At 51.0% G+C, this 13,998-nt stretch carries 11 protein-coding genes; 10 read left to right on the forward strand and 1 reads right to left on the reverse strand.

Translation table 11 applies throughout. The features are described from left to right. Positions 1-49 precede the first annotated feature (49 nt). The 10 genes from CWE09_RS09135 (at position 50) to CWE09_RS09180 (ending at position 11,914) form a co-directional block, all read left to right on the forward strand. Positions 50-1,210: a dicarboxylate/amino acid:cation symporter gene (locus CWE09_RS09135; protein WP_126803655.1), complete on the forward strand. Its 1,161-nt coding sequence runs from the start codon at positions 50-52 to the stop codon at positions 1,208-1,210. Between the two features lie 90 nt (positions 1,211-1,300). Then, positions 1,301-1,792, forward strand: a complete 492-nt coding sequence (gene purE / locus CWE09_RS09140) for a 5-(carboxyamino)imidazole ribonucleotide mutase (RefSeq protein ID WP_126803656.1) — start codon at positions 1,301-1,303, stop codon at positions 1,790-1,792. Next, complete coding sequence (locus CWE09_RS09145; protein ID WP_126803657.1) at positions 1,789-2,877, forward strand: ATP-grasp domain-containing protein; 1,089 nt, start codon at positions 1,789-1,791, stop codon at positions 2,875-2,877. The genes purE and CWE09_RS09145 overlap by 4 nt, the downstream gene beginning before the upstream one ends. Before the next feature lie 82 nt (positions 2,878-2,959). Beyond that, positions 2,960-5,212, forward strand: a complete 2,253-nt coding sequence (locus CWE09_RS09150) for a sensor domain-containing phosphodiesterase (RefSeq protein ID WP_126803658.1) — start codon at positions 2,960-2,962, stop codon at positions 5,210-5,212. Continuing rightward, the gene (gene glpK / locus CWE09_RS09155) at positions 5,178-6,662 is read left to right on the forward strand and encodes a glycerol kinase GlpK (protein ID WP_126803659.1); all 1,485 of its coding nucleotides are present in this window, start codon (positions 5,178-5,180) and stop codon (positions 6,660-6,662) included. Before CWE09_RS09150 ends, glpK begins: the two co-directional genes overlap by 35 nt. Positions 6,663-6,699: 37 nt before the next feature. After that, positions 6,700-7,128 (forward strand): cytidine deaminase, encoded by a 429-nt coding sequence (locus CWE09_RS09160; RefSeq protein ID WP_241974329.1) that lies wholly within the window; start codon positions 6,700-6,702, stop codon positions 7,126-7,128. A gap of 1 nt (position 7,129) precedes the next feature. Next, a complete protein-coding gene (deoC, locus tag CWE09_RS09165) occupies positions 7,130-7,930 on the forward strand; it encodes a deoxyribose-phosphate aldolase (protein ID WP_126803660.1) in 801 nt (266 codons plus the stop codon). Beyond that, positions 7,931-9,280 (forward strand): thymidine phosphorylase, encoded by a 1,350-nt coding sequence (gene deoA, locus CWE09_RS09170; RefSeq protein ID WP_126803661.1) that lies wholly within the window; start codon positions 7,931-7,933, stop codon positions 9,278-9,280. A gap of 52 nt (positions 9,281-9,332) precedes the next feature. Further along, complete coding sequence (locus CWE09_RS09175; protein WP_126803662.1) at positions 9,333-10,520, forward strand: phosphopentomutase; 1,188 nt, start codon at positions 9,333-9,335, stop codon at positions 10,518-10,520. After that, the gene (locus tag CWE09_RS09180; RefSeq protein ID WP_126803663.1) at positions 10,517-11,914 is read left to right on the forward strand and encodes an NfeD family protein; all 1,398 of its coding nucleotides are present in this window, start codon (positions 10,517-10,519) and stop codon (positions 11,912-11,914) included. Before CWE09_RS09175 ends, CWE09_RS09180 begins: the two co-directional genes overlap by 4 nt. A 4-nt stretch (positions 11,915-11,918) precedes the next feature. Here CWE09_RS09180 and CWE09_RS09185 read toward each other — a convergent pair whose 3' ends face one another. Then, complete coding sequence (locus CWE09_RS09185) at positions 11,919-13,988, reverse strand: S9 family peptidase (protein WP_420807991.1); 2,070 nt, start codon at positions 13,986-13,988, stop codon at positions 11,919-11,921. Positions 13,989-13,998: the final 10 nt, after the last annotated feature.

Here is a 13,998-nt window from a genome sequence, read left to right on the forward strand (position 1 = left end):
CTAGCTTTATGATAAGCTCCGCTCAACTTTGCTAACGAATGAACGTGCTATGAAACTAATTCTAAAACTAATCGCCGGCATCCTGGCTGGTATTCTTATTGGATTGTGGGCCCCGGAATGGGTTAATCGCCTTTTATTAACCTTTAAAGGGCTATTCGGTGAGCTACTGACCTTTACCATTCCATTGCTTATTCTGTTTTTCATTACCAGTGGCATCGCCAACTTACCGCAAAAATCCGGTCACTTACTGAGCCGTACTCTGGGCATGGCCTACGGATCTACTATTGTAGCTGGTTTATTAGCATATTTTATAACCTCAGCCATAGTACCACAGCTCACAGGCAGCGCGGCAGAAGTAAGTGCTAACGGCGCGCTTCCACTAACAGCCTTTCTGGAGCTGGAAATTCCACCTCTATTAAGTGTTATGACAGCGCTGGCTACCGCCTTTATTTTTGGTATTGGTATCTCTGCTCTGCAAGCTAAAGGGTTAAAGAGCGTCACTGATGAAGGCCGCAATATTATTGAGCTTTTACTGAGTAAAGTGATTATTCCGTTGCTACCTTTCTATATCGCCGGAGTTTTCGCTGAATTGGCCTTAACCGGTACCGTATTCGATACTCTGCAGACCTTTGGTATTATTCTGGTAATGGCCGTAGCCATGCACTGGTTATGGCTTACCGCCATTTTCGTGGCAACCGGACTGGCGCTGGGTAGTTCGCCTCTGCTCCTGATAAAAAACATGCTCCCAGCTTATTTTACCGCGCTGGGAACCATGTCCAGTGCAGCGACTATTCCGGTCTCGCTGCAGGCCACCAGGAACAACGGCGTACGTAAACATATAGCCAACTTTACCGTGCCTTTATGCGCCACCACTCATTTGTCAGGTTCTATTATTACCATTACCACTTGTGCAATTGCAGTCATGACCATGAGTCAGGGCCTGGCCATTCCCAGTTTCACCGAAATACTGCCCTTCATTCTGATGCTTGGGGTGGTCATGCTAGCGGCTCCAGGCGTTCCTGGCGGGGCTGTCATGTCAGCCTTAGGCTTACTAACCAGCATGCTGGGTTTTGGCGAAGCCGCCGTAGCCCTGATGATTGCTCTCTACATGGCGCAGGATAGCTTGGGTACTGCCTGTAACGTAACTGGTGACGGTGCCATTGCGCTGTGGGTCGATAAGTTCGCCGGAGAACAGCCTAAAGACCAATAAGCGATGCTTTTGTGCAAATAATCTGCTACCATGCTGCGCTTTTCAAATCCCAACGAAAAGCGCAGCATGCGCTAAAGCGAGGCAACATCCATGGCATCTGTTTTGATTCTGATGGGTTCGACGTCTGACTGGCCAGTAATGCAACACGCAGCCAGTATGCTTGAAGATCTGGGCGTACAATGGGAAGCCCGTGTGGTTTCCGCTCATCGTACTCCGGATTTACTGGAAAAAACCATGCGGGAAGCTGAGCAGGGCGATATCAAGGTGATTATCGCCGGAGCCGGCGGTGCCGCTCACCTGCCCGGCATGCTGGCAGCCTACACCTGGTTACCTGTCTTTGGCGTTCCGGTGCAAAGCAAGCACCTGAAAGGTATGGACAGCTTACTTTCTATCGTACAAATGCCGAAAGGCGTTGCTGTTGGCACACTAGCGATCGGTGAAGCCGGAGCCGCTAACGCCGGCCTTCTGGCCGCTCAGGTACTAGCCACACAGCAGCCTGAAATTGCCGAAAAAGTGAAAGCTTTCCGCGCCACGCAACGAGACAAAGTACTCTCGAATTCTTCTCTGGAGTTACCAAAGTGAATATTCTGATCCTGGGTAACGGTCAGCTAGGGCAAATGCTTGGCCGTTCTGCAGTACATTATGGTCACGCCTGTCTGCTGGTCGATACCAAAACGGATCAGGTTATGCCGGTCGCCGCTTATGAAGCACTGCCAATGAGTTTGCAGCAGGCTGCAGACTGGGCCGATGTGATCAGTTGGGAGCATGAACAATTAGCGCCAGCGCATGTGCAAATATGCGCTGACAAGTTTTTATCGCCTACGGATAAAATACTAATGCTGACCGATCGTCAGCTGGAAAAGCAGCTGTGCGATGATCTTGGCATTGTCACGTCGCCCTGGTCTGCTTTTCAAACCCGTGATGAACTGGCTCAGTTGCTTGCCGATACTCAGCAAGCGGTTGTCATTAAAGCCGCTCAAGGTGGTTATGATGGTCGCAGCCAGTGGCGCTATCAACCGGGCGATGACACCGCACAAATTTTACAGGGAGCCGGTCAGCAACCGGGTATCGTTGAAAATATGATTCCCTTTGAATGCGAGGTCTCTTTAGTGGGTGCTCGTAATGCCGCAGGCACTACCTGCTGCTATCCCCTCGTGGAAAATGTGCATACTCAGGGCATACTGAGTTATACCCTGGCTGGGCTTAGCCAGCTACCAGCGCACCTGCAACAACAGGCAGAACAGGCTTTTCAACGCTTAACCGACGAATTAAGTTACGTAGGCACGCTGGCCATTGAATTCTTTGTCGTTGGCGAAGGAAATGAAGCCCGTTTGCTGGTCAACGAAGTAGCTCCGCGAGTCCATAACTCTGGCCACTGGAGTTTAAGCGGCTGTAACTGCGATCAGTTTGATCTGCATATACGCAGTCTTACCAATACGCCCTATCCCAAACAACTCGCAACGACACCTACCCTGATGGTGAATGTTATCGGCAGCTCTTCTATAGCTGAAGAACTGTGGCAGGACGCCTGCGCGGACCCTTACTGGTACGGAAAGGCTCCTCGCGCAGGGCGTAAGTTAGGCCATGTGAATTTTCAGGTAGACAACAAAGCTAATGCTAAGGGCCTGGCAAGAAAATGGCAAAGCCCTTTACAAAAACTCGCCTAATCGACAAATAATAATCAAATAGCGGTGAACCTTTCGTTCTTTTCGATCGTTTTAACTTCCACCGCTTTTTAATTTTATTATTATGCAAACAAATACGGCTGTCCTTTTTCGTCCTTACCTCAACATTCCTCTGTGGCAATGGTTGTTTCTGATTGCCACTACGTTGGGGTTATCAGCAGCCTCTCGCTTGCTGACTGTATCGGAAGTTGAGTTTTCGGCTATCTGGCCGGCCTCCGGCATATTCCTTGGTGCTGTGCTCGCTTTAGGTAAACGTTCGCTTTGGGTGCTGCTTCCGAGCATGCTTATCTGGTCAATTGCATTGCAAAAGGAACCCTGGTTGCTGGCTCTGACGGGCGCCGTTGGACTGGCGATTGGCAGCTGTGTAGCCAGTTATCTGATTAGCAGCGGTAAGCACTCTGCAGCAAAACAGGGAACACTCTCTCCGCTCCACTACCTACCCAACTTATATTTTAAGGGCGCCATAATCGGCAGTGGCATTTCTTCCCTGATAGGGGCCGCTGGATACGCACTTGCCGTACCCACTGCAACGGACTTCCAATTGCAGAATATATGGCTGGTGTACTGGATACTCGAAGCACTCGGCGTCATTTTGTTCGCCCCATTATTCTTTCTTGTACTGCATCGTCCCCAGCTCAGCCTGCAAGGATTGAAAAAGGACTTCAGTCGCCACCGCTTCATGATCTGGGGCAGTATTGTGATTCTGGTCATTGTTGCTAGTGTCGTTCTCGGCCAAATTGGCAATAACCGCTATGCCCATGTTCTGGCGCTGGCACTTTTCCCGTTGGTGTACTGGTTTGCTACTGAAGGCAGCTCACCCAGCCTGGATTTCATCATACCCAGCTTTGCTATTATTTTTGTTGTTTTCTCTATTCATCAGTGGGCTGGCCGGCCCCCCATTGACGACATTACCGATTTACTGAGAGTTCTGTTGCAGGTTGGTATTCTGGTGGTGATGGCGCAAATAGTCGCCAACATTAATCATCAGCGTCATATATTACTAGAGAGATTCAGACGTCAGGCCTATCAGGACTATCGCACGGGACTTGCCAATGACCGGGGCCTGTACGAAGCTATTGAGAATACCCTGCAACAACACCACAACGGTAGCCATTGGCTGGCTTATATCAGCCTTACTGATATGCATATCATTAAAGAACTCTTAGCCATGGACGGGGCTATTACCATAGAAAGCGTACTAACCCAGCAACTGCAACAGTTTGCACATGATAACGCCGTCATAGCGAGGCTCAGCGAAGGACGTTATGTGGTATTGCTACCTAATGTTACAAAAGCCCAGGCCTGCGATACTATTCAGCACATATACCATGCTTTGAGCAGGCCTGTTGATGAAGCGGGTATGTCCACCGATCTGCGCATAGCTATTGGTGTAACACCGGTTAATGGACAACTTCACAGTGCTCAACAATATATCAGCGTTGCCGTACAGGCACTGAAACAGGCCCAGCAAAAAACGGTCAGTATCCAATGGGTGGCAGATCCTAAAGCCAGTGCCGCAAACCATTACACCTTGCTACACCGTTTTGGTCTGCTTAAAGAAGCCATAGAAAAAAATCAGCTCGAGCTGTTCGCTCAGGAAATTCGAGGTATTAAAAAAAACCATGAAGGTATTAGCTTTGAGGTTCTGGTGCGTATGCGGGATGAAAATAAAGAACTGCTAAGCCCGGCCTATTTCATACCTGCAGCAGAGGCTTTCGGTCTGATGCCTGCGCTGGACCGCTGGGTTATTAAACATAGCCTTGGTTTCCTGGCGGCGAACAGAAAACGTCTGCGGCATATTCAGAAATGCGCTATTAACTTGTCTGGCGCTTCGCTTTCTGATCCAGAACTCGCTAACTATATTGCCCGACAATTAACTAATTTCTCGATTCCTGCTCATAAAATCACTTTTGAAATTACGGAGACGGAAGCTATTCGCAGCAAACAACGCGCTACCGAATTCATTATCGCCATTCATCAGCTTGGCTGCAGAGTCTCATTGGATGACTTTGGAACCGGCCTCGCCTCATTTGAATACCTGCGGCAGTTTCGCTTTGACGAATTAAAAATCGATGGCGTGTTTATTCGACAACTAGCAGAAAACAATGTCGATGAGAGCATTGTTAATGCAATTTGTCAGGTCGCTGCTACTATGCAGTTAAAAACCGTCGCTGAATTTGTTGAAGACGCAGAACTTTGTGAAAAGCTTGCCAGGCTAGGTGTCGATTATGCTCAAGGCTATGGCATTAGCAAACCGAAACCGCTCAGGGAGTTATTTTTAAATGTCGAAACAGCAGAAGTACCTGCTCGCTATTGATCAGGGAACCACGTCCAGTCGCGCCGTTATATATAACGAAAAACTTCAGCCACTTGCGCAACAGGGCAAAGAGTTCAAACAGCACTTTCCGAACAACGGCTGGGTAGAACATGATCCCGAGGATATCTGGGAAACCACGCTGCACAGTTGCCGAGAAGCCATTAAAGAAGCCGAGATTGAAGCCTCTGCGCTCGGTGGTATTGGCATTACCAATCAACGTGAAACCACCTTGTTGTGGGATCGTAAAAACGGTGAAGTCTTACATAAGGCCATCGTCTGGCAGGACCGTCGCACCGCTGATTATTGCCAGCAACTCAAAGATAAGGATCTGGAGCCTTTCTTCCAAAAACGCACCGGACTGCTACTGGATCCCTACTTCTCCGGTACTAAGCTCGCATGGCTGTTAGACAATGTGGAAGGTGCCCGTGAACGGGCTGAAGATGGCGAGCTTTGCTTTGGTACTGTAGACAGTTACCTGTTGTGGCGTTTCACTAAAGGTAAAGTCCACGCAACTGACGCTTCTAATGCTTCACGCACACTGATGATGAATCTGGAAACGCGGGAGTGGGACGGCGAACTGTTAGAAAAATTGAATATTCCGGCCTCACTGCTACCTGAGATTCGCGACAATACCAGCGACTTTGGTTACACCGATAAGGAATGGTTAGGCGCTGAAGTGCCCATTTGTGCCATGGTCGGCGACCAACAGGGCGCTCTGATTGGCCAGGCCTGCATCGAGGCAGGTATGTTAAAAAGCACCTATGGCACCGGCTGTTTTGCGCTGCTGAATACGGGTCAGGACATCATTCGCTCAGACAATCGACTGTTAAGCACTCTGGCCTATCAGCTCGATGGTGAGGCTTATTATGCCCTTGAGGGCAGTATCTTTATGGCTGGGGCTATTATTCAGTGGCTGCGTGATTCCCTTGGTATGTTAGAAGAGGCCGCGGAAAGTGAGGCTCTGGCAGAAGACATCGGTTATGAGCAAAGCGAGATCATGGTTCCTGCATTTACCGGCTTAGGGGCGCCTTACTGGGACCCGGATGCCCGTGCCGCCATCCTTGGCATGACCCGTGACACCTCGCGCGAACACCTGGCAGCTGCGGCGCTGCGCAGTGTTGCCTATCAGAGTCTGGATTTAGTGCACGCCATGCATAACGACGGACAGAAGGTCGAGGCGCTGAGAGTCGATGGTGGCATGACCGAAAATGACTGGTTTTTACAGGCTCTGGCCGACATTACCGGATGTCCGATTGAACGCGCCGCTATCAGTGAGGCGACTTCGTTTGGTGCTGCTTTTCTGGCTGGGTTGCAAAGCGGCATGTTTAAAAAGCTGAGCGACATCAGTGAACTGCATAAAGTAGATAAAACCTTTAAACCTGAGATAAGTTCTGAACAACGCGACAAACTACGCTCAGTTTGGTTAGCCGCAATAGATAAAGTTCGGTAGACTAACTGCCCTTTTTAAATAGCTTCGGATATTCGCTTTGAAAAAATCAGCAGCTGCGGTCGACTTATTTAATCTCGCGAAAGAAGCGATGGCCATGTCCTATTCGCCCTATTCAGGTTTTCCCGTAGGCGCAGCCATACTCAGCGAAAACGGTAAGGTGTTTAGTGCCTGTAACGTCGAAAATGCAGCTTACCCAGAAGGAATATGCGCAGAAGCGGGCGCCATCTCAGCTATGGTATTGGCTGGCGAACGACGCATTAAAGATATTTATGTGATGGGCAACGGGGATGCATTGGTTTCGCCCTGCGGAGGTTGCCGTCAGCGCATTCGTGAATTTGCCGACGAGCACACCCAGGTGCATATCTGCGGCCCGGAAGGCGTGCGCCGTTCCCTTAATATTAACGAGCTGCTACCTTTATCTTTTGGTCCCGAGCATCTGACTCCGCCCAGTAATAAGGAATCCTGATATGTCACATGTTTCAGCAGAACAGCAAGCTCTAGCGGCAAAGGCCATCAGCCTGTTGGACTTAACCAGCCTCAATGACGATGACAACCAACACAGCATTCGCACACTCTGCGAACAGGCTGTAGTGACAGACACCCAGGGCACCCCTCATTCTGTAGCCGCGCTATGCATTTATCCCCGTTTTGTTCCTTTTGCTCGCCAGCAGCTGGACCAGCTTGGTTTCTATCAGGTTCGCCTGGCCACCGTTGCCAACTTCCCTCATGGTCAGTCAGACATTGATATTGCGGTAAAAGAAACCCGGGCCTGTATTGCTTACGGTGCCGACGAAGTCGACCTGGTATTTCCTTATCAGGCTTTTCTCGACGGTGAAGAAAAAGTAGCAGCAAGCTTAATAGCCGCCTGTAAAAGCGAGTGTAACAATAAGGCTCAGCTCAAAGTTATTCTCGAAACCGGTGAGCTAAAAAGCTCCACTGCCATCACTAAAGCCAGCGAGCTGGCTATTTTAGCCGGTGCCGATTTTATCAAGACCTCTACCGGTAAAGTGGCTGTTAATGCTACACCTCAGTCTGCTGAACTGATGCTGCAAGCCATTGCCGCACAACCGCGCGCTGTCGGTTTCAAACCCGCCGGTGGCATTAAGAACCTGGATGATGTGCAAACTTATTTTAAACTGGTTACCGATACCGTCGGCGAAGAGCGTTTAACTCCTGGCTATTTCCGTTTTGGCGCCAGCTCTTTATTAACCAGCTTGAAAAATATTTTGCAAGGTAGCGACACTCAGCCCGACAGCGAGGGATATTAAATCATGCTTCCTCAGGAAATTATCCGCGCTAAGCGCGACGGCAAAACCCTCAGCGACCAGCAGATAGAATTTTTTGTCAAAGGCATCACCAGCAACACAGTCACCGACGGCCAGGTGGCCGCATTTGCAATGGCGGTGTATTTCAATGGCATGAACCTGTCTGAACGCGTCGCTTTGACCCAGCATATGATGCACTCTGGCAGTGTCATGAACTGGGACAGCCTTAACCTGCCAGGCCCTGTGGTCGATAAACATTCCACCGGTGGCGTCAGTGATATGGTCAGCCTGATGTTAGGTCCTATGGTAGCAGCCTGTGGAGGTTACGTGCCGATGATCTCCGGCCGTGGACTGGGACACACCGGTGGTACTTTAGATAAATTTGAAAGCATTCAGGGCTACAGTACCAGCCCCGATATGCAGACCCTGCGCGATGTTGTCAAAGAGGTTGGCGTAGCCATTATTGGCCAGACCGGTGATCTTGCGCCCGCAGACAAACGTTTCTATGGTATCAGAGACGTCACCGCCACCGTGGATTCAATCCCTTTGATTACCGCCTCCATTCTATCTAAAAAACTGGCCGCAGGACTGTCAGCGCTGGCCATGGATGTAAAATCCGGCAACGGTGCTTTTATGGCAACCTATGAGGATGCCAATGCGCTGGCCGAAAGCATTACTAAAGTCGCTAACCAGGCGGGTGTGCGCACGTCGGCAACTATTACCGACATGAACCAGGCATTGGGCAGCAGTGCCGGAAACGCACTGGAAATGGTTGAAGCTGTGGATTACCTGACCGGTAAACGGCGTAATCCGCGTTTACATGAGGTCACCATGGCGCTTTGTTCGCAAATGCTGCTACTGACTGGCCTGGCAAAAAATCAGAACGAAGCTACCCAGGCCCTGCAAAAGGCTCTCGACAGTGGTGCCGCGGCAGAACGTTTTGCTAAGATGGTGGCGGCACTGGGAGGCCCGACTGACTTTATTGAAAAGCCGATGCGCAGCATGCCGGTAGCGCCGGTTATACTGCCTGTTCACAGTGCCCACAGCGGTTATTTACAGGAAGTGCAAACCCGTGATTTAGGTCTGGTTGTGGTTGAACTGGGCGGCGGCCGTACTGACCCCGCGGCTCCTGTCGACCATGCGGTCGGGCTGAGCCAGCTTCCTGCGGTAGGTGACCGTATTGAAGCGGGAGAACCGCTGGCGATGGTACATGCACGGGATCAAGCCAGTGCTGAAAAAGCATCCGAACAACTGCTGAACAGCCTTACGCTCGGCAAGGAGAAACCCGGCCAGCAAACCGTGGTCTATAAAACTATCAACCCGGAACAAGCGGCCGGACTTACTGTTAACTAAGAACGGTTAACTAAGAACGGTTAACTAAGAGCTATTAACTAAGAGGCACTGTATGGCACGCACTATTATTCTGATGATGGATTCCTTCGGTGTTGGTGCCAGTGCAGATGCTGAACAGTTCGGTGACAGCGGCGCCAATACACTAGCGAGCATTGCCCGCCAGGCGGAACTTAACCTGCCCAACCTGGAACGCCGTGGGCTGGCTAAACTGGCCGAACAAGCCAGCGGCGAACACCCCAAAGGGCTTAATTATGCAGGCAGCATAGATGCCCGCTATGGATACGCCCAGGAAATAAGCCATGGTAAAGACACGCCCAGCGGCCACTGGGAAATGGCCGGGGTACCGGTTTTGTTTGACTGGCATTATTTTCCTGAACAGCCGCACTGCTTCCCTGATACTTTTATTGACGCCCTTGTGCAGCGCAATGATTTGCCTGGTGTACTGGGCGAATGCCATGCTTCAGGCACCACTATTTTAGAACAGTTGGGCGAAACCCACTGTAGCAGCGGCCAGCCTATCATTTACACTTCAGCCGACAGTGTTGTGCAAATAGCCGCTCATGAGGAACACTTTGGTGTAGAGCGCCTGTTGGCTCTGTGTGAAGACTGCCGGGCCTTGCTCGACGAAATGCAGCTAAACGTCGGCCGGGTCATTGCCCGACCCTTTATCGGTGACAGTGCAACCACTTTCAAACGCACCGGCAACCGACGGGATTATTCGGTATTGCCCCCTGCCCCTACAGTACTGGATGCCTTAAAAGCAGCCGGAGGCGAAGTTGTCAGTGTAGGTAAAATTGCCGATATTTATGCGCATCAGGGCATTACCCGGAAAATCAAAGCGGACGGTAACCAGGCTTTATTTGACGCAACGCTACAAGCATTCAGAGAAGCTGGCGATAACAGCCTGATATTTACCAATTTTGTCGACTTCGACAGCCAGTATGGCCATCGCCGGGATATCCCAGGTTATGCCCAGGCACTTAACGAATTCGATAAACGTCTGCCTGAACTGGACGCGCTACTGCTAGACGGCGATCGGGTTTTTATTACCGCCGACCATGGCTGCGACCCCAGCTTCCCAGGCAGTGATCATACCCGCGAGTACGTACCCGTTATCTGTTATGGGCCCGGGCTTTCACCTGCTGAACTGGGGCGTCGTGAAACCTTTGCGGACATCGGCCAGAGCATAGCCAGTCATCATGGCTTGCCTGCCCTCAATTACGGACGGTCCTTTTTATGATCAAGTGGTTTCGTTGCAGTTACCTGCTGCTCATTATCTCCGGCCTTGCGCTGCTAACTTTCAGTCAACTGCAGGCCAGCCAGCCGCATGCTGCCCGCATGCAGGTAGAGGGTCCTATCACGCCGGCAACGACAGATTATTTACGCCGATCCATGCAAAATGCTGCAGAACAGAATGCTCAGGTTCATATCATTCAGATAGACACCCCAGGCGGCCTGGTGTCCTCGACCCGCGATATCATCAGCCTGATTCTTGAATCGGAAGTTCCGGTGATTACCTGGGTAGCCCCGGATGGCGCCAGAGCAGCCAGTGCCGGCACTTATATCGCCTTTGCCAGCCATGTAGTGGCTATGGCCCCGGCGACTCACCTGGGAGCTGCCACACCGGTGCAAATGTCAGCGGATGTCAGTGAGCAGCACACTCAGGAAGAGCAAGAGAGAGATCAGGAACGTGAACTGGAGCGTCGTGACGGTAGCGCCATGGAACGCAAAGTACTGAACGACGCCATTGCCTATATCAGAAACCTGGCGGAACGTCATGGCCGCAATGCCGACTGGGCAGAAGAAGCGGTGCGTGATGCCGCCACCCTGACTGCGCGCGAAGCCGAAGAGATGAACGTCGCTGACTTCCTGGCCAGCAGTGTCGAAAGCCTGCTGCACCAAGCTGATGGCCGCGAAGTGGTGATGTCTGAGGGCACACAGGTACTAGCCACCGAAGGACTCAGTGTGCGCGACTATGATGCCGACTGGCGTAATCAGATTTTATCTGTAATCACCAACCCTCAGTTTGCCTATCTGCTGTTATTAGTCGGCGTATACGGTATTATTTTTGAACTGATGAGCCCGGGAGCACTGTTTCCCGGTATCACCGGCGTAATTTGCCTGCTGCTGGCGGCTTTTTCATTACAGATCCTACCCATTAATGTGGTCGGCCTGCTGCTCATCATAGTGGGCGCTATCTTAATTGTAGTGGAGGCATTTGTACCCAGCTTCGGAGTCATAGGTGTCGGTGGCGTCATCGCTTTGGTGGCGGGTTCACTGATGTTGTACGATGGCACGGTACCTGGCGTGGAGTTACCTATGAATATCATTATTTCTGTAGCCATTTTAGGACTGCTGTCCGTGGCCTTTATTGTACTGGTTATGGCTCGTGACGCCTGGCGCAATCGTAAACCCAGCGACCGCGACGTCAAAGGACTCAGTGGCCAGGTGGTGGAAAACCTGAACCCTCAGGGGCAAGTACGTATTGATGGTCAGATATGGTCGGCAACAGCGGTTGGAGACAAACGCTTAATCACCCATGGTAAACCCATACGGGTGGTTGATCAGCAAGGTAGTATGTTGTTTGTTGAATGGATAGATAAAACCGAGCAGCGCCCTGGCACTGCCCGGTAATTCTTTATTCGCCGTTCTCTTTCTTATACAGCTCAAACCAGGCCAGTGCGTGCTCTACTTTAGCAATCATGCGGCTGGGTGTATTCGACACCCCATGGTGAGCGCCAGGTACCCGTACCATAGCGGTATCCACCTGACGTAACTGCAGCGCCTGATAGTACTGTTCAGTATCAGCGATAGGCGTGCGACGATCTTCTTCACCTGTGTACAGCAAGGTTGGTGTGCTCACATTGCCAACGAGCGACAAGGGCGAACGCTGCCAGTAGTGGTCCAGCTCTTCCCAGGGGTTACCCGGAAACTGATTCTGAATCTGGCGTAAATAACTGTCTGCAGTCAGCACTTTGCTCACCCAGTTAATTACCGGATTAGTGGCTGCCGCTGCATTAAAACGGTCGGTCAGGCCTATCGCATAGGTAGTGCCTATGCCTCCGGCTGATCCTCCGGCAATGAACAGGTTATTGCCATCAATAAAACCTTTTTCCAGCATCGCATCGACAGCCGACATATGATCACCGAAGTCATCTTCCGATGCATATTTGTTGTTCAGCAACATAGCGAAGTCTTCACCGTAAGATGTGCTGCCCCGGTAATTGTTGTACACCACCACATAACCTTCCGCAGCGTAACGCTGAAGTTCAGCAGCAAAATGCGGGCCGTAATTCAGGTGCGGACCACCATGAATTTCCAACAACAGCGGGTAACTTTTGCTGGGATCAAACCCTGGAGGCGTAATATACCAGGCATGGATCTCCTCACCGTCGATAGAAGATTCATAGGTAAATTCATGCACTTCACCCAGTTCACGCTGACCCAACAGGTCTTCGTTCAACGCAGTTAACGTCTGCGCCGGGCCATTGGCGGTCTCAATGAAACCCACTTCGCCAGGTTGTTGGGCGTGACCCCGGGTATAGGCAACGCTGCCCTCGGCATTCATGCTGAACATACCGTTGTTGTAAGGCCGCCCCGAAGGTAAGCCCGATACGTCATCGACCAGATCCAGAATACGGCTGTTCAGGGTAACGCGCGCCAGCTTACTAGAGCCGCGATCTTCATAAAGCACAACCAAAGCATCATTGCCCAGCCACTGAGGAGACTGCAACGAGCGGTCAAAATCACTAAGCAGCTCGGTACTTTCCTGAGTATTCCAGTCCATAACCCGCAGCTTGATGTTGCGATAAGGAATGTTCTCGCCACTGCCATGTAAATAGGCCAGTTGCTGGCCGTCTGGAGAAAACACCGGATGACTTTGCTGACCGCTTTCATCGGTTAGCTGAGTCAGCTCGCCGTCCACCAGTGCGACTTTAAACAAATTCGCTTCCCGGGTGACATATTCCCAGTCATCCACTCGGTTGGCGCTAAACACTATAGCTTCACTGTCACTGGTCCATGCCAGCTGACCGCCATGATTGAAGTTACCTTCAGTCAATTGCCGTGCGCTACCACCTTCTGCTGGTACGACAAACAAATGACGGTAAGCAGATTCCAGCATGCCACGGCCATTTGCCTGATACTCTGTCCGTTCAATAATCACAGGTGTTGGCGACCATTCGGCGCCTTCAGGCTTTTGCGGACGGTGCACCTTTCCCGCGTACTCCGTTTGCGGTGCTTTCACTTCTTGACTGAAAGCAATCTGAGTGCCGTCCGGCGACCAGGTAATACTGGCAGCGTTTTTGTTTAAGCTACTGACCCGCGCTGTTTTATTCTGTTCCAACCAATGCACATGAATCTGATTGCGCCCACTCTGGTTGCTAATAAAAGCAATGCGACTGCCGTCCGGCGACCAGCGCGGTTGACTGTAACTGTGTTCGTCAGCAAATAACGGGTACTGCTGCTGAGTCTCGGTATCAATGACCCACAGACTTTGCAGACTGCTGTCTGTCATGATGTCATTGCTGTTACGTACATAAACGATGTGCTCGCCGTCTGGGGATACCTGTACATCACTGGCATGCTCAAGCTCAAAAATATCCTCTGCTTTAAAATTCTGAAGTTCTGTGCCAGCCAATACTGGCGCGAGCAGCGACAAACTCATAAAGGCCGCCATAAGCGCCTGGGTCATACTTCTAAACATCATATATCCTCTT

Origin of the sequence: Aliidiomarina minuta, from assembly GCF_003987145.1 — a bacterium.
GTDB classification, from domain to species: Bacteria; Pseudomonadota; Gammaproteobacteria; order Enterobacterales; family Alteromonadaceae; genus Aliidiomarina; species Aliidiomarina minuta.